Genomic DNA, 16921 nt, shown 5'->3' with positions numbered 1-16921 from the left:
GGCGGGCAGAGTGCTCACGCGGCTGACGGGGGGCGTGCTCTCTTGGCTTGTCGTCATGCGTGCGCTTGTGCGCGTGAATGGTGGCCGGATGGTGTTCTTTCGAATGGCCAGGTTCTTTGGCAGGAGCATGGGCAGCCTCCTTCTTCTTGTCTCCGCCAATGACGCGTTTCAGGCCTGCTTTAAAGCGGCTGAAAAGGGAGGGTTTCTTCGGGGCGTGTTCGGGTCTGCGTGGGGTGGTCACAAGCGTTTTCTAGAGTAGGAGGCGGGGTTTATCGGCCAGTTTGGGCGACAATGCAAACCCGCAGACAGCCTACGGGCGGGGTCAGAGCTTCATCGCATAGTGCACCTGGCGGGCAACTTCCTCAAAACCGCAGCTCGGATAAAGGTGCTGGCCGATGGCATTTGAGGCCATTGTTTCAATCTGCGCCAGCTTCATGCCCTCGTCACGCATGTAATCCAGCGCGTGTTGGATCAGGCGGCGCCCAAGCCCCAGTCCCCGGGCGCTTTCCACCACGGCGATGTTGGGGATGCGGCCCCGTTGATTCACCCGGTCCAGCCGGGTGGTGATATAGCCGAGGATCTCGCTGCCTCGCTCAGCCACGAAACACCCCTCCGGGCACTGCGCCACGTCGTCGTCAATGTGGCTCGCCTTTCTCACCTTCCAGTCGCGTTCATTCCAAAGTCCAAATTTGTGCTCCAGCATCTGCTCCAAGGCGACACTGCCAAAGGACGCCACGGTAATCTGGCGCAATTGCGCCAGATCCTTGTCCTGATACGGGCGGATGTGAAGGGGGGATTCGTCCATGTTTGCGGGGGTTGAATTGTGAATAGAAATATGGTAAACAACATCTCTAGATAAGTATCAATCGTTCAAATGGCACGACTCTTGCGAAACAGGTGTTCGGTTGGCGACGTTGATAACAGTAATAATTCAGGGTTGCGAACATCTTAGCTTATATCATTCTTCTGGCCCATGCTTCTTTTTAGCCGGACTTCTAAAAAATCCCGATTCAATGACCGCCTTTTCAAGGTCGTCGGGAGTGTCCTGCTGGCTGGAGCGCTCAGTCAGTGCACCTCACCGCCCAAAGGGGACGTGGTGGTCAGCGTGAAAGATCAAAAACTCGGCATCTACAGCGAGGGCAAACTCACCAAGCAGTACGTCATCTCGACCTCGAAATTCGGCCTCGGTGACCAGAAAGGCAGCAACCGGACCCCTCTGGGCCAGCATGAAGTCATCGCCAAGATCGGTCAGGGCCTGCCTGCAGGGGCGGTTCTGAAAAGCCGCCGCTGGAATGGCGAGGTGCTCAAACCCAACGCTCCTGGCCGCGACCCCATTGTCTCGCGCATCCTCTGGCTGCGTGGCATGGAAACCACCAATAAAAACGCCTTCAACCGTTTCATCTACATCCACGGCACCCCGGAAGAAAACCGTCTGGGCCACCCCGCCAGCTATGGCTGCGTGCGCATGGGCATGAAGGATGTGGTCGATCTGTTCAACACCGTGAACGTCGGTGCCAAAGTGGTCATCACCAAGGGTGGCCTGCCACCTGGCGAGAAAGAAAAGCCAGCCACCGTCGCGGACGATGTGGATGGTTCCCCTGCCCTGAATTCTCCAGCCACACTGGCCGCGCAGCCGCTCGAAATTGCGCCTATCGCACCCTCAGACGGTGAGAAAAAGCGGGCTGAAGAAAACGAAGCCAAGGCGAAGGGCAAAGTCGGCCCAGACCACGAAAAGCCCGTCCACAAATCGAAATCGTCCAAGTCAAAATCCGACACCAAAGTGGCCGGACATGCCGCCCACAAGGCAAAAGCCAAGGCCTGAACCTCGGCAGGCTCAGTCACGCACCAGTTCGAAAACTGGCATTTTTTTCAACAACGACGGGTTTGTCTCCAGCGGCATCCTGCGCATCACCTGAAGAAGCTTGGGATCAAGCACGAGCCGTTGTTTGTGAATGCCGCTTTCAATGATCTCACTTTCACTCCACCGAGGGTTGTCACGAAATGCCGCCTGTGAAGGCCAGTAAACCCCGGTGCGCCCCACATTCACGTCGATCAATTCCACCTCGGTTTTGCCGGTCAGGTGGCACACGCCGACAACGCATCCCAGCTCCACGGCACGTGCCGAGGCGCAGCGTCCCACCCGCTCGACTCCCAAAACCGTTTCCGTGGCGCTCGGCACAAGGATCACATCCACGCCTGCCCCACGCAGCCGCGTGCTGATTTCAGGTATTTCAATGTCCAGGCAGATCACCACCGCAAAGCGCAGCCCGGCAAACTCCCAGACATGCAGTTCGGTGCCCGGTGCAAAATCCGACTCCCACGGCGTCAGGTGCAGCTTGTCCTGATGCAGAACTCGATCTTCCACCAAGATGGGCGCCCGGTTGCGCAGTTCCTGGCGATCCTCATCCCAGAACGGCACCGTGCCAAGCACAACTGCCTTGCCCGGACGGATCAGCAGCGATTTCACTGCTGACAGCACTTCCCCCCAAAAAACCTCAGCCGTTCGTTTGAGTGTTCTAGGCTCGACCAAAGGCACCAGCCCCACCCAGGCAAATTCCGGCAGCAGCACCAGGTCAGCCCCATTGTCCCAGGAGTCCTCCACGCAATCCACCACCACCGCAGCAAAGGCCGCCGGCGATTTCGCGGCAGCTCTCGAATCAAACGTGCAGAGATCAATCGCTATCATGGCGCATTGTGCGCCTCATTTCCCACAGCCGCAACTGCCACCGCACCCCGGCTTCTTCCGGCGTTTGGCGGAACGGACGATGAAAAGCGTGATCGTGACGAGCACGACCGCGATCGCTGCGATGGATTGCCAGTCTGCGTTCATGGTGAGAAAAGGTTAATAGCCCAGCGCACTGCCAATCTGGAAGATCAGCAGGCTTAGTACATACGCCGTTCCGGTCATGTATCCGAGCTGAAACATCGCCCATTTCCAGCTTCCCGTCTCGCGCTTCACGATGGCGATGGTGCTGACGCACTGCATGGCAAACACATAAAACACCAGCAGGCTGATGCAGACGAGCGGCGTGTAAACCGCCCGGCCGTCAGGCCGGCGCTCCGATGCCAGCTTGTCTCGCAGCGGGGTCAGGTTGTCGTCATCTCCGCTTTCCACGGCATAAACCACGCCCATCGTGGAATTGAATACCTCGCGGGCGGCAAAGCTGCCAATGAGCCCGATGCCAATCTTCCAGTCATAGCCCAGTGGAGCAATGGCGGGCTCGATCAACTTGCCGGCCCGGCCCGCAAAGCTGTTTTCAAGCTGCAGCGCCTTATCCTCCGTATCGGTCTTCGGATAAGTCGAAGCCGCCCAGATCAGAATGGAAATGCCCATGATGATCGTCCCTGCACGAACCAGAAACATGCGCGCACGCTGCCACACATGCAGCAGGATGCTCTTGATCGCGGGCATCTTGTAAGACGGCATCTCCAAAATCATCGGACTCGCCGCGCCTTTCATGACGCATTTGTTGAACACCCAGGCAAAGAAGAACGCACCAAAAGTGCCAAGCGCATAGAGTGCCAGCATGATCCCCGCCTGGGTCAGCGCACCGACTTCCCCCACCGGAAACAGCACGCCAATCAGCAGCGAATAAACCGGCAACCGCGCCGAGCAGGAGGCCAGCGGTGCAATCAGAATGGTAATCAAGCGGTCCTTGGGACTGTCGATCGTGCGCGCTGCCATCACGCCAGGAATGGCGCAGGCATACGAGCTGAGGAAGGGCAGGAACGACTTGCCGTTGAGGCCCACCTTGCTCATCGCCCAGTCCATGATGAAGGCGAGACGCGACATGTAGCCCGTGTCCTCCATGATGCCGATGAAGAAAAACAGGATGAGAATCTGCGGCAGGAAGATGACCACGCCACCGACTCCGGGCACCACGCCATTCACAATGAGATCGCGGAAATCCCCGGCAGACATCAGCCCCTCCACCCAGGTGCCCAACTGGCCGAATCCGGCCTCGATCCAGCCCATGGGACCCTCAGCCACCTTGAAAATGAGGAAGAACAGCAGCCCCAGCACGAGCAGCAGGTTCACGAATCCAAGCACCGGGTGCAGCAGAACGCGGTCGATTTTCGTGGTGATGGTTTCGATCTCCTGATCAGGCCGCTTCAAGACCTGCTCGCACAGTTTCTCGATGCCTCGGTAACGCTCAGCGACGAGTTCATCCTCCCAGCCCGGAAAGCTCGCTTCCATGCTGGCACGCAGCTCCTGGATGCGACCGATCTGCGCGTCAGCGATGCCCTCGTGCGTCGGATTGTGATCGGACAGCAAATACAGCGGCTCCAGCAGCGAAGCGCGGCTGTGAATCGCTCCCGTCTGGCACAAAGTGCTGCGGCTTTGTTCCAGTGCGACCCGCACCCCCTCAGGCAGTTTCGCACTCTGCCACTTTGGCGGTGTGAGGTCTTCACGACTCAGGGCCAGCTTGAGCTCAATCAGCCCCTGACCACTCACCGCCTGGGTTTGCACCACCACGACCCCGAGCAGTTCGGACAACTTGGCGGCATCGATGCGCCACTCGCGCTGCACCGCCACGTCGATCATGTTCAGCACCAAAATCGTCGGCAGGCCGAGTTCCAGCACCTGGCTGACCATGTAAAGATTGCGCTCCAGATTGGCCGAATCCACCACACACACCACCCGGTCCGGGCGCGGCGTCTCAGGTCGGCGGCCCAGCAAAACATCACGCAGCACGGCTTCATCCGGCGAGCGGGCATTCAGGCTGTAAGCACCCGGCAGATCTATCAGCCTCAGTTTTTTACCATGCTGGCTGTAGCACTCGCCGATCTTCTTTTCGACGGTCACCCCAGGGTAGTTCGCCACCTTTTGCTTTAACCCGGTAAGCAGGTTGAAAAGTGTGGTTTTCCCCGAGTTCGGGTTGCCCACAATGGCAATGAGTGGCGGTTCAGACGTGGCCTGGCTCATGCGGCAGCGGGGGAGATGGCGATGAATGCCGCCTCATGATTGCGCATGGAGAGATGCGAGCCGCGCACGCAGATTTCGATGGGCTCGCCCAGCGGCGCACGACGCGTCACACGGACGCGGGTTCCGGGGACAATGCCCATTTCTCGAAGCCTTGTCAGCCCCGAACGCCCGGTGGGCATGGCTTGGACGATGGCATCTGTGCCAACAGGAAGTTCAGCAAGGGTGGCGGCGTACATGAAAGTAAAACGGTCCTGCAACTGAGACTCTGTCGCAGAACGTCGATTGAGATTAACAAGAACTGCGATTCTGGCAAATGCGGACTTAATGCAGATTTTGCGCATGGTCGACATGCACGGTCGTTTGCGCCCTCTTGCCACAGGGGTTGCACCGGCTCTGAAAGCCGCTAGTCTGCGCGCCCTCGAAATTATGTGGAAAGGCCGTTTTGCTCAGGAAACCAGTGCTCTCGTTCAGCGCTATGGAGAATCCGTGTCGTTTGACTGGAGGCTCTACCCCCATGACATCGCCGGTTCCATCGCGCATTCCAAAGGCCTGCTCAAAGCGGGCATTTTGACCTCCGAGGAGCAGCAGCAGATCGAAACAGGCCTGCTGGCCATCCGCCACGAGATCGAATCAGGAAACTTTGAGTTCAAGGAGTCGCTCGAAGATGTCCACATGAACATCGAGTCGGAGCTGACCAAGCGCATCGGCCCCGCCGGTGCCAAACTCCACACCGCCCGCAGCCGGAATGACCAGGTGGCCACGGACGTGCGCCTTTACTGCCGGGCGGAAATCACCCGCATCCTCGATCTCATCTCCGCCATGCAGGCCGCTCTCGTCGAGTGCGCAGAGCGTGGCGGAGACACCGTCATGCCCGGCTACACCCACCTCCAGCGTGGCCAGCCCGTCCTCTTCGCCCATCATCTCCTGGCCTACGTGGAAATGCTGTCCCGTGACTTTGACCGCCTCACGGACTGCCGCAAACGCCTCAATGTCATGCCCCTCGGCTCCGGCGCCCTGGCCGGTAGCACCATCATCATCGACCGCGAATTCGTGGCTCAGCAGCTTGGCTTCGCCTCGGTGACGCAAAATTCCATGGATGCCGTCAGCGACCGTGATTTCGTCGCCGAACTCCTCTTCGCCATCTCCCTCCTGGGCGTCCACCTTTCCCGTCTGAGCGAAGACGTGATCCTCTGGGCCAGCGCCGAGTTTGGCTTCGTCACCCTCAGCGATGCCCACACCACCGGCTCGTCCTTGATGCCGCAGAAAAAGAACCCGGATGTCGCCGAACTCACCCGTGGCAAGTCCGCGCGCCTGATCGGCAATCTCATGAGCCTCCTCACCCTGCTCAAAGGTCTGCCGATGACTTACAATCGTGACCTGCAGGAGGACAAGGAACCCCTGTTTGACTCCATCGACACCATCCATATCGCCCTCCAAGTGTTCACCGAGATGATCACCGGCATGGACGTGAACCGCGCCAAAACAACCGCCGCAGCAAGCGATCCCATGCTCTTGGCCACCGATCTGGCCGACTACCTCGTGAATCATGGCGTCCCCTTCCGTCAGGCCCACGAAGTCATCGGCAAACTCGTGGCCTACTCCATCGAGCAGCAGCGCGCCTTTGGCGACATGACGCTGGAGGAATTCCAGCGCTTCTCCCCGGCCTTCGCCGCCGATGTGACCGCGTGCCTGAACCTGGAAACCGCCATGGCAGCGCGCAAGGGCATCGGTGCACCTTCGCCGCAGAATGTGAAAGCGCAGCTGGCTCGCTGGCGCAAAGCCTTGACCCCTGAGTGACCGGCATGCAGATCCCGGATTTTGAAATCTACACACCTGGGGCCGAGTCGGGCTGGCAGAAAACCCGCAGCGAGGCGCTGTTTGCCAATCCGCACGTCGGTGTCGAAAAGGCCTTTTTCACAACCCCCAGCCGCAAGTCCGAAGTCCCTTGGATGGTGGTGAAACGCAAGGCCGCCGTGGCCATCGCTCCCGTTTTGGAGGACGGCCGTTTCGTCATGGTTCATCAGGAGCGCCTGCCTGTGATGCAGACCATGTGGGAATTTCCCGCCGGTCAGATCGACACCGCCGTGACGCGTGAGTCCATCATCCACACCATTCAGAATGAACTGCGTGAGGAGTGCGGCTGCGCCCTCCACCCGGATCTGGGCACGCTCCAGCCCCTGGGCTGGTATTTTCCTTCGCAAGGTTTTACCGACGAGATCGTTTATCTGTTTACGGCGAAGCCCGTGTGTGTCGTCAGCCGTCCTGAACCGGACGGAAGCGAGCACATCAGCGACGTGCGGTTTGTTAGCGCGGGAGAACTGCGTGGGATGATTGCTGCCAATGTGATCACCAACGCCCTGACGCTGGCTCTCTACGCGCGGATCGCGGCCCAAGGACTGCCGTAGTCCTGCGCATCCGTAACTCCCCTTCCCCCCTCTCATTCCCATGTGGTCCGGCCTGCTCCAAAAAGTATTCAAAGTTCGCGAAAAAGTCGCCATGAACCTCGGCGGCAAAGGCGATGAGGAAAAACCCTTCCTCGATCACCTCGAAGACCTGCGCAAAATGATCGTGCGCATCGCCATGACGCTGCTGGTTTCCACGCTCGTCACGTTCTGCTTCTACGACAAGCTCTTCGAGATCATCAAGTACCCTCTCTGGGCCACCGGCGTCATCAAGACTCCGGAGGACCTCAAGAACATGCTGCAAATTCTGTCTCCTCAGGAGGGCTTCCTGATGGTGATGAACCTCTCTCTCATTGCGGCCGTGATCCTTGCGTTTCCGCTGCTGCTGTTTTTTGTGCTGCAGTTCGTCCTGCCGGGATTAAAACCGGCGGAAAAGAAGGCCATCTTCCCCGCCATCGGCATTGGTGCCGGATTGTTTCTGCTCGGTGCCTGCTTCGCTTTTTATGTCGTGCTGCCCAAGGCTCTGGAGTTCTTCTACTCCTTCAATGAGGGTCTCGGCATGAGCAACGGCTGGCGGCTGGACGCCTATGTGAAGTTTGCCACGCGCTTCATCCTCCTGTTCGGCGTCGCCTTTGAGCTGCCGGTCATTGTCATGGTGATGGTGAAGCTGGACTTCCTGAACTACAAGCTGATGAGCACGACGCGTTCCTACGCCATCATCGCCATTGCGATTTTCGCGGCCATCGTGACGCCGACGCCTGATCCCTTCACCATGCTGGTGCTCGCCGGCCCTCTGTATGTGCTCTATGAGACGTGCATCTGGCTCGCCTACTTCATGGAGAAGAAAGACCGTGCGGCCTACCCTGAGTACTACGCAGACATCGACAAGGATGCGAAGGAACTGGAGCAGCCCGGCGCAGACGACTGGGACAACGAGAACTACAATCCATGGTCCTCAGGCGACGACGATGAAGATGACAAGGACGACTACCAGTCTCCTGCCGCCAAACCGTCCGCCCCGCCTCCCGAGGTCGAAAAACCTGACGTGGAAAACCTTGGTGAAGACCAAAGCTCGAAGATGCCTGATGAAGATCCGGCAGACCTTCTGCCCCGGGAAATGACGCTGGAGGAACTCGCCCGTGAGGATGAGAAACGCTCCAGTGAGCCGCCCAAGGATTCATAACACCCGGCTGACTCAGTGAATCAACATGCGGAGACACAGGCCAACAGCCTGTGTCTCTTCAGCGTTCGGAGCCGCCACCACTAACGCCGTGTCTGTTCAGCGTTCGGGAGCGCCTTCACAATCGATCACCAGCAGACAAGGAGCATCAGACTGAATGTCGAGCCTTCGCACAAGCAGGCGTGCGAGGTAGGACTTCCCCCATTCGCTTTCCCGGTTCATGAATCGCCCCAGCGGTGTGTCACGCTCCACACACGCCACGAAATGCGGCTCGCTTCCTGCCGACACCTGCACATCAAAGGTGATGTATCGCGGCCTCAGTTCCGCGGCAATATCCAGTCCATGGCTGGGCCGCAGGCCCACGTGAAACCACGCAGCCTCCCCCGCCGGTTGCTTCAGAAAGGTGGCCAGTGCCTCCGCATGCGTTTCATGCAGCAGCGGCCAGCTGATGCGGCGCTTTCCATCAGCTCCCGTCTCCAGACGAATCAGGGCACCATTGGCACACACCGAAGTCACCAGCTTGAACAGCGGCACCGGCTGGCGGCCCGGCAGCGTCTGCGGCATGCCAGGAATGCGTGAAAGCAGCCTCAATTCCGTCTTTTTGTCACCCACGGCACCAAACTGCGCTTCGATTTCCGCGCTGTATTTGGCGGCATCATGGATGCACGCAGCCCGGCGTTCAGCGCTGTCAGCGGCAAAAAATTCCGTGATCAATTGTTTGGCGTCCGCTGTCACAGCCCCCACATCCGGAGCAGGTATCACAGCACGGGCGATCTGCGTTTGGGGCACCACCGGATCAATCCTCACGACTGTTTTGACGGGTGGTGGAGTCACGTCAACACTAGGTTTGACCACGGGTACGTTGACGCTGTCCCTCCACAACCAGAGCGCGCCTCCGCACACAACGCTAAATGCCAGCAGGATGAACGCGCCGCGCCATGGTGACCTGCGCAAGTGCGGCGGTGTCTTGAATTCCTCCGACGGGGGTGGCGGTGCCCCCGTGGGCATCAGCGCTTGTGAAGGTTGCAACGTCTGGCGCGCCGTGAAGTTCGCAGGTGCCTGAATCGGCGGCTGGGGTGGCCATGCCGCTGGCTGAAAGAGGGCGCGGATTTCCTGCTGCGGCGCAGCAGGCATGCTTGGCAGCGGCTGCTGCTGGGACACACGCCGCCGCACCTGCGCCACTCCCGCCACTTGGGCCTGCGTGCCGAAGTAGCTGCGCAGTGCATTATGCGCACAATGCGGGCACTGCACCATGCCCTCCATGCTTTGCTGCATGGAGAGAAATGCCTGGCCGCAGGCCGGGCAGATCAGACAGGCTGTGGTGCCGGGATTCATCGTGCACAAAAAACTTAACGCATGAGCGGCTTCTTGCGCGACTTGATTCCAGCAATCCGCCACAACAGCGGCACGGACACAGAACTTTCTGGCGCAGACAGCTGCATGCGGTAGATTTTCCCTTCGCATGAGTCGCCCTAATGATGATCTGAAACCCATCCCCCGCCATATCGCCATGATCATGGACGGCAACGGCCGTTGGGCGAAAGAGCGTGGTCTGCCGCGCACCGAAGGGCACCGTGCCGGAGCCGAGACCGTGCGCCGGGTGGTCGAAGGTTGCAGCGAGATCGGCGTCGAATTCCTCACCCTCTACGCCTTCTCTTCAGAAAACTGGAAGCGCCCCAAACGTGAAGTCGAGGCGCTGATGAAGCTGCTGGAGATCTTTTTGCGCGGTGAACTGCCGCTCATGATGAAGCAAAATGTCCGGCTCCAGTCCATCGGACGCCTGCATGACCTCCCCCAATCCTGCCAGAACGAGCTCCACCGCTGTATCGAAGCGACGGCTCAGAACACCGGGCTAACGCTGATTCTGGCCCTCAGCTACGGAGGGCGTGAAGAGATCATCGACGGCGTGAAAAGCCTCCTGCAGAGCGTGGAGAGCGGCCACCTCGACAAAGCCATGATCGATGTCGAAATGTTCGGCAAGCATCTCTACACCCGCTACTATCCAGATCCTGACCTCCTCATCCGGACTTCGGGCGAAATGCGGCTCTCAAATTTCCTGCTCTGGCAGGTCAGCTACACCGAATTTTACATCACGGAAAAGCTCTGGCCGGACTTCTCCAAAGAAGACCTGAAAACCGCCATCCGTGCCTTTCACCAGCGCCACCGCCGCTTCGGCGGCGTATGACGAATGTTGACCTCCCCCCCAATTGCTGCGATAACGCAGTTCCAACCCAAATAAACGCTCTAATGCCAGAAAACCCGGACACCCACCTTGTCATCGTGGATCCAGATGCCGACTTCCTCGCATGGGCTGCCGCCCATCTGAAAGCACCGGGCGTTTCCATCAGCACCTTTGAGCGGGGCGAAGACGCCTTGGCCTCATACGTCAAAAAGCGGGCAGACCTGCTGCTCTCGGAGGTTCGCCTCAACGGCACCACCGGTATCGAACTCCTCAAACGCCTGCGCCAGACCGATCCGCAGTCGATGGTCATCCTGTTCAGCGGCACCGCCACCACCAGCCACGTCATCGAAGCCATGCGCCTCGGTGCCTACGATGTGCTGGGCAAAGAACGCCTGCCCTACGAACTTCGCACCGTTGTCGAAAGCGCCCTCACCTCCATCGAGGCCCGCAAGGCCACCCGCGCCCAAGCCGCCGAGGTGCCCACCGAATCCATTCAGGAGACCATCATCGGTCGCTCCGCGCCCATGCAGGAGGTGTTCAAGCTCATCGGCCGCGTCTCCCGTTCAGACGCCCCCGTCATGATCACAGGAGAAAGCGGCTGCGGCAAGGAACTCGTCGCAGGTGCCATCCACAAGTTCAGCCCGCGTGCCCAAAAGGAATTCGTCGCCATCAACGTCACCGCCATTCCTGACAACCTGCTCGAAAGCGAAATCTTCGGCCATGAAAAAGGCTCTTTCACCGGTGCCGTGAACCAGCGTGTCGGTCGCTTTGAACAGTGCGATGGTGGCACCCTCTTCCTCGACGAAATCGGCGATATGCCGCTCGCCGTGCAGAGCAAACTGCTGCGCGTGCTCCAGGAAGGCCAGTACTCCCGCGTCGGCAGCAACCAAACGCTCAAGACCGACGTTCGCGTCCTCGCCGCCACCAACAAAAATCTCGAAGACGAAGTCGCCAAGGGCAATTTCCGTGAGGACTTGTTCTACCGCCTTAACGTCGTTCGCATCCACATTCCGCCGCTCCGTGAGCGCCGCGAAGACGTGCGCCTCCTGGCCGAGTTCTTCCTCCACCGCCTCTCGGCACGCCGCCGTGGGCCCCAGATGCGCTTCACCGATGATGCGCTCGACATGCTCGACGCCTACGACTGGCCCGGCAATGTGCGTGAACTGGAAAACACCATCCAGCGCGCCTGCGCCCTCTGCAATTCAGACGTGCTCCTGCCTTCCGACATCCCCCTCGGCAGCAAAGGCGCACGTCACATGGATCCGTCGAGCACCGTCACCCGCATGCGCGATGCCTTGAGCATGCTCGTCAGCGTGGCGGAAAAGACCCCTGACATCGAGCTGCTTCCTTGGGTGGAGCGCGAGCTCTCCCGTCTGGCTTACCGTCATTTCAGCGAAGATGCCGACCGCACGGCCAAATTCCTCGGCATCGACAGCTCGGTGCTTCAAAGCCACCTCAGCGCTCCCGCTGTCAAAAAGGCTGCGATTGAAAGCCAGCTCAGTGCTCCCCCTCCCGTCAAAAAGGCCAAGAAGGCAAGTTGAGCTTTGATTTGATTCCCGCGAAAATCGGTCATCCCAGTTCACTCGTTAGACGCAGCATCGCCATCACGTTAACCCATTCCCTCTATGCTCAAACAACTCACACTCACCGCCCTTGCGGCCCTTGCATTCACCTCCGCCCAGGCCGCAGATGACGGCTGGATCTCCATGTTCAATGGCAAGGATCTCAGCGGCTGGAAATCCAACGAAGAAGTCCCTGGCGTCTTCACCGTCGAAAACGGCGAACTCAAGGTCAGCGGCGGACGCTCCCACCTCTTCTACGTCGGCCCGAACGGTGAAGCCAAGTTTCAGAGCTTCGAACTGAAACTCAAGGTCAAGACCACCCCCGGCTCCAACAGCGGCGTGTATTTCCACACCCAGTATCAGGAGAAAGGCTGGCCGGACAAAGGCTTCGAGTGCCAGGTCAACAGCACCCACACCGACCCCAAGAAAACCGGCAGCCTCTACGGTGTCATCAACATCCTTGCCCTCCTCGACGGCCAGAAGGAACCCGAAGGCGGCAAACACATCAAAGTCCCCCTGGCTCCAAGCACGGACGGCGAATGGTTTGACTACAACATCAAGGTCGAAGGCAAGCACATCACCCTCTCCGTCAACGGCAAGACCACCGTCGACTTCATCGAACCCGAAGGCTGGGATCCCGCCAAGGAACTGAAAAACATGCCCGGCCGCAAGCTCAGCGAAGGCACCATCGCCATCCAGGGCCACGACCCCAAGAGCACCACATTTTACAAGGACATCTTCATCAAACCGATTCCTTAATCGGATATAAAACAGTTTTGCTAATACAGCGGGCGCCTTGACCAGACGCCCGTTTTTTTGTATTCGGCATGCCCAGCGCAGGTAGGGCCGGGCTGTCCTCAGCCCGCCATCGATCATCTCCACGCCCGCTTTCCACAAATCCGTTTCGCAAACGCAGAGCTCCCCTCTCCTGCCAACTAGCCCGACGATTCATTTGACGGCGGGCACAGTGTTGCACACCTAGCAGCATGCTCCTCAACCACGGCATCCATCTCGGCTACTGCACCAACATCCACCGCGGCGAAACGTGGGAGGAAACTTGGAGCGGCCTCAAGAACTACACCCTCCGGGTCAAGGATCGCGTCAGCGGCGGCAAACCCTACGGCATCGGCCTCCGTCTCAGCCAGCAGGCAGCAGTGGAACTCAGCGCTCCGGGAAAAATCGACGAATTCAAAGCCTGGCTGGAGGCCAACGGCTGCTACGTTTTCACCATCAACGGCTTCCCTTACGGCTCCTTCCACGGCACCCGGGTCAAAGAACAGGTCTTCCTGCCGGACTGGACTTCCCCGGAGCGCCTCGACTACACCAACCTGCTCTTCGACATCCTGGCCCAGCTGCTGCCGCCCGGCGTGAGCGGCAGCGTCAGCACCCTGCCCGGCTCCCACAAGACCTTCGGCGTCGGTGCCGATGAGCTGCAGGCCATTTTCACCAACCTGCGCCTCTGCCGCGAGCACATCGAAAAAGTCGCCACCAAGAGCGGACACGACCTGCATCTCGGCCTGGAACCGGAGCCCCTCGGCCTGTTTGAAACCAGCGGCGAAACCCTCAAGTTTTTCGGGCTCTACCTCGACCGCAATCCCCGCGACCGCGACTTCTTCAAATTCGTGGGCCTGAACTATGACACCTGCCACCTCGCCATCGAATTTGAAGATGCCGAAAAAGCACTGTCGCGCATCACCGGGGCGGGAATCCGCCTCAGCAAGCTCCACTTCAGCTCGGCTCTTAAACTGAAACCCACGCCTGAAAACATCGCCCAGCTGCCAGCCTTCGATGAACCGGTCTACTTCCACCAGGTCATCGCCAGCTACGGCAAAGACGAACCCCTGCGCCGTTTCAAGGACTTGCCAGATGCCCTGCAGTTCGCCCAGGCCAATCCTGGAAGCCTCGGGGAGGAGTGGCGCGTGCATTTCCACATCCCCATCCATGCCCAGCCCGGCGGCGGTTTTGACAGCACACGGGATCACTTGATCGGCGCCATGGACTGGCTGGCCAAAAATCCCACCAAATGCCAGCACATCGAGATGGAAACCTACACCTGGGAAGTCCTGCCGCTGGAGATGCGCAGCGGAGATGTGGTGGATCAGCTGGTGAGGGAATACGATTGGACTCTGGGAGAGATGCGAAACCGGGCTCTGGCCCCCGTTTGAGAGGGAAAATCCCCTTGCACCGGGGCGCATCCATCGGAAGTCTGGCATTCCCAATTTCCCCACATGCAATCCCTCTGGAACGACCAAGAAGCCGCCACTTTCGGCACCGATCTGCTCGGACAACGCGTTTACACCTCCCGTCTGCTCGGCCGGAATCCCGCCCTCGTCCTGCACGGCGGCGGAAACACCTCAGTCAAGGTCACGGAGCAGGACTTCTTCGGTGATCCGGTCAATCTCTGCTACGTCAAAGGCAGCGGCTGGGACCTCGCCACCATCGAGCGCGCCGGATTCTCCCCTGTCCGCATGGAGGCGCTGATCAAGATGTCCAAACTCGCCACCATGAGCGATGAGGATATGGTCCTCCAGCAGCGTGCTGCCATGACTAACCCCAATGCGCCCGCCGCCAGCATTGAGGCGATCCTGCACGCCATCCTGCCCTTCAAATTCGTCGATCACAGCCACGCCAACGCCATTTCAGCCCTCACCTGCAACGCCGACGGCGAAGCCCGCGTGAAGGAAATCTACGGCAATCGCGTCATCATCGTCCCGTATGTGATGCCCGGCTTCATTCTGGCCAAAACCATCGCTGATCTCATCGCAGGTCGCGATCTGCGTCAGGAAGGCATCCAAGGCATGGTGCTGCTCAAGCACGGCCTCTTCACCTTCGATGACGACGCCCGCAAAAGCTACGAACTGCACATCGAGATGGTGACGATGGCAGAGGACTATCTTGCCAAAAAAGGTGCCAAGGCAGCCACGGCGGCAGCCACCGAAGACCTCATGGCTTTGGCAAAACTGCGCCAGGCCATCTCCAAGCGCCGTGGCTTCCCACAGATCGCCCGCCTCAATGCGTCCCCGGAAGCCGTGGGATATGCCAATCTCGCCACCGTGGCCGATTTCGGCACACGCGGCCCCCTGACCCCGGATCACAGCATCCGCACCAAGCGCGCGCCAGCCTTCATCGGCGCAGACCTTGACGCCAGCGTTCAGCAATACGCAGACGACTACGCTGCTTACTTCCAGCGCCACGCCAGCGGTCAGACCATGCTCGATCCGGCCCCACGCTTCGCCATCTGGCCGAATCACGGCGTTGTCAGCTTTGGCGATACCTTGAAGGACGCCAAGATCGTCGCCGACATCGCTGAATCGACGGCCGCAACCGTTCAGCTCGGCGAATCCGTCGGTGGCTGGCAGCCGTTGCCCGAAAAGGACATCTTCGAAATCGAATACTGGGACCTCGAACAGGCCAAGCTGCGCAAAGGCCCCGCACGCAAGGTGCACCAGGGCAAAGTCGCCCTCGTCACCGGCTGTGCCGCCGGCATCGGCTTCGCCATCGCTGAGTCCCTCGCCGAGCAGGGCGCGCAGGTCGTCGGCCTCGACATCGACAAAGACATCCCCGACATCATGAAAAAGATCGGCGGCATCGGCATTGTTGTGAACCTCACCGAAGACCAGCCCGTCCAGGACGCCATCGACTTCACCGTCCGCGAGTTCGGCGGCATCGACATCGTCGTCAGCAACGCCGGCATCTTCCCCAAAAACGACCATCTCGACGCCATGGCGCAGACGGATTGGGACCGCACCATCATGATCAACCTCACCAGCCATCAGAAGCTGATGAACAAGGTCATCCCCTTCGTGAAGCAGGGCATCGATGCCAGCATCATCTTCGTCGGCAGCCGCAACTTCAAGGCCCCCGGCCCCGGTGCCAGCGCCTACTCCTGCTCCAAGGCCGCCCTCACCCAGCTCTGCCGCGTCGCCGCTCTTGAGCTCGCCCCGCACAAAATCCGCGTCAACATCGTCCACCCCGACGCCGTCTTCGACACCAAGCTCTGGACCCCCGAAGCCCTCCAAAAAAGCGCCACCCGCTACGGCATGACCGTCGAGGAGTACAAGACCAAGAACCTCATGAAGGTGGAGATCAAATCCAAGGACATCGGCAACATGGTCAGCGCCATGGCCTCCCCCTTGTTCGCCAAAGTCACCGGTGCTCAGATCCCCGTGGACGGTGGGAATGACCGGGTGATCTAATCTCTGAAAGGGGCAAGCAATGACACTGCCAGAACTTCCCCTCTCAACTCCTTCTCTCCTCTTCCCAGCCATCTCTCTTCTGCTGCTGGCACACACCAACCGCTTTCTGGGCTTGGCCAGTGTCGTCCGTGGCCTGCATGCAAACTGGCTGACCACCCAGGAGCCCATGCTGCTGGCACAGATTCGAAGCCTGCGGAAGCGCATCCGCATCATCAAGCACATGCAGTCCATGGGCGTGCTGAGCATGATGTTCTGCGTGGTCAGCATGACCTTGCTTTTCTTCAGTCATCAGCCAGGTGGCCAGATCACCTTTGGCATCAGCCTGCTGCTCATGCTGGCATCTCTGATTCTGACCCTGGTGGAAATTCAGATGTCCGGCACGGCTCTGGACCTGCACCTGCAGGACGTGAAATGCCGGGACGAGTAGGCAAAAGAAAAGCCCGTCTTGAGACCGGGCTGATCGTGAAAAGAA

17 protein-coding genes are annotated in these 16921 nt (G+C 59.5%); 10 read left to right on the top strand and 7 right to left on the bottom strand.

Translation table 11 applies throughout. The features are described 5' to 3' along the window. Together WAW39_RS18475 and WAW39_RS18470 are read right to left on the bottom strand one after the other, a co-directional pair. A partial coding sequence (locus WAW39_RS18475) for a hypothetical protein (protein WP_422320662.1) occupies positions 1-241 on the bottom strand: 241 nt, incomplete at its 3' end. Positions 242-322: 81 nt separating this feature from the next. Beyond that, positions 323-805, bottom strand: a complete 483-nt coding sequence (locus WAW39_RS18470) for a GNAT family N-acetyltransferase (protein WP_422320661.1) — start codon at positions 803-805, stop codon at positions 323-325. A gap of 168 nt (positions 806-973) precedes the next feature. Between WAW39_RS18470 and WAW39_RS18465 the strand changes: the two genes are divergently transcribed. Continuing rightward, positions 974-1822, top strand: coding sequence for a L,D-transpeptidase family protein (locus WAW39_RS18465; RefSeq protein WP_422320660.1), 849 nt, complete (start codon positions 974-976; stop codon positions 1820-1822). Between the two features lie 12 nt (positions 1823-1834). On the opposite strand, the gene WAW39_RS18460 is transcribed toward WAW39_RS18465, so the two are convergent. Genes WAW39_RS18460 through WAW39_RS18445 form a run of 4 tightly spaced genes read right to left on the bottom strand, consistent with a single transcriptional unit; the run spans position 1835 to position 5163 of the window. Further along, complete coding sequence (locus WAW39_RS18460; RefSeq protein WP_422320659.1) at positions 1835-2686, bottom strand: nitrilase-related carbon-nitrogen hydrolase; 852 nt, start codon at positions 2684-2686, stop codon at positions 1835-1837. Positions 2687-2701: 15 nt separating this feature from the next. Then, complete coding sequence (locus WAW39_RS18455) at positions 2702-2830, bottom strand: FeoB-associated Cys-rich membrane protein (protein WP_300200001.1); 129 nt, start codon at positions 2828-2830, stop codon at positions 2702-2704. A gap of 12 nt (positions 2831-2842) precedes the next feature. Next, positions 2843-4927, bottom strand: a complete 2085-nt coding sequence (gene feoB / locus WAW39_RS18450; RefSeq protein ID WP_422320658.1) for a ferrous iron transport protein B — start codon at positions 4925-4927, stop codon at positions 2843-2845. Next, a complete protein-coding gene (locus WAW39_RS18445; protein WP_397385735.1) occupies positions 4924-5163 on the bottom strand; it encodes a FeoA family protein in 240 nt (79 codons plus the stop codon). Before WAW39_RS18445 ends, feoB begins: the two co-directional genes overlap by 4 nt. 190 nt (positions 5164-5353) lie before the next feature. Between WAW39_RS18445 and argH the strand changes: the two genes are divergently transcribed. The 3 genes from argH to tatC are packed head-to-tail and all read left to right on the top strand — an operon-like array spanning position 5354 to position 8512. Continuing rightward, complete coding sequence (gene argH, locus WAW39_RS18440) at positions 5354-6724, top strand: argininosuccinate lyase (protein ID WP_422320657.1); 1371 nt, start codon at positions 5354-5356, stop codon at positions 6722-6724. Positions 6725-6729: 5 nt separating this feature from the next. Continuing rightward, entirely contained in the window at positions 6730-7332 is a 603-nt protein-coding gene (locus WAW39_RS18435; protein WP_422320656.1) for an NUDIX hydrolase, read from the top strand. A 40-nt stretch (positions 7333-7372) separates the two neighbouring features. After that, positions 7373-8512, top strand: coding sequence for a twin-arginine translocase subunit TatC (tatC, locus tag WAW39_RS18430; protein WP_422320655.1), 1140 nt, complete (start codon positions 7373-7375; stop codon positions 8510-8512). A 96-nt stretch (positions 8513-8608) separates the two neighbouring features. Here tatC and WAW39_RS18425 read toward each other — a convergent pair whose 3' ends face one another. Continuing rightward, positions 8609-9844 carry a hypothetical protein gene (locus WAW39_RS18425; RefSeq protein ID WP_422320654.1) on the bottom strand — a complete coding sequence of 412 codons (1236 nt, stop codon included), beginning with the start codon at positions 9842-9844 and terminating at the stop codon, positions 8609-8611. 127 nt (positions 9845-9971) lie between these two features. On the opposite strand from WAW39_RS18425, the gene WAW39_RS18420 reads away from it, so the two are divergent. The 6 genes from WAW39_RS18420 to WAW39_RS18395 all read left to right on the top strand — a co-directional run bounded on the left by WAW39_RS18420 (position 9972) and on the right by WAW39_RS18395 (position 16876). Further along, positions 9972-10694, top strand: coding sequence for an isoprenyl transferase (locus tag WAW39_RS18420; protein ID WP_397385417.1), 723 nt, complete (start codon positions 9972-9974; stop codon positions 10692-10694). A 62-nt stretch (positions 10695-10756) separates the two neighbouring features. Continuing rightward, complete coding sequence (locus WAW39_RS18415) at positions 10757-12232, top strand: sigma-54-dependent transcriptional regulator (RefSeq protein ID WP_422320653.1); 1476 nt, start codon at positions 10757-10759, stop codon at positions 12230-12232. Positions 12233-12316: 84 nt separating this feature from the next. Continuing rightward, positions 12317-13012: a 3-keto-disaccharide hydrolase gene (locus WAW39_RS18410; protein WP_422320652.1), complete on the top strand. Its 696-nt coding sequence runs from the start codon at positions 12317-12319 to the stop codon at positions 13010-13012. Between the two features lie 227 nt (positions 13013-13239). Next, complete coding sequence (gene eboE, locus WAW39_RS18405; protein WP_422320651.1) at positions 13240-14418, top strand: metabolite traffic protein EboE; 1179 nt, start codon at positions 13240-13242, stop codon at positions 14416-14418. Between the two features lie 63 nt (positions 14419-14481). Continuing rightward, positions 14482-16449, top strand: a complete 1968-nt coding sequence (locus WAW39_RS18400) for a bifunctional aldolase/short-chain dehydrogenase (protein ID WP_422320650.1) — start codon at positions 14482-14484, stop codon at positions 16447-16449. A 19-nt stretch (positions 16450-16468) separates the two neighbouring features. Beyond that, positions 16469-16876: a DUF2721 domain-containing protein gene (locus tag WAW39_RS18395; protein ID WP_422320649.1), complete on the top strand. Its 408-nt coding sequence runs from the start codon at positions 16469-16471 to the stop codon at positions 16874-16876. Positions 16877-16921 lie beyond the last annotated feature (45 nt).

This window comes from Prosthecobacter sp. (genome assembly GCF_049294395.1).
In the GTDB taxonomy this organism is placed as follows: domain Bacteria; phylum Verrucomicrobiota; class Verrucomicrobiia; order Verrucomicrobiales; family Verrucomicrobiaceae; genus Prosthecobacter.
The sequence above is the reverse complement of the archived record's forward strand: the minus strand, read 5'-3'. Positions and strand labels throughout refer to the sequence as shown.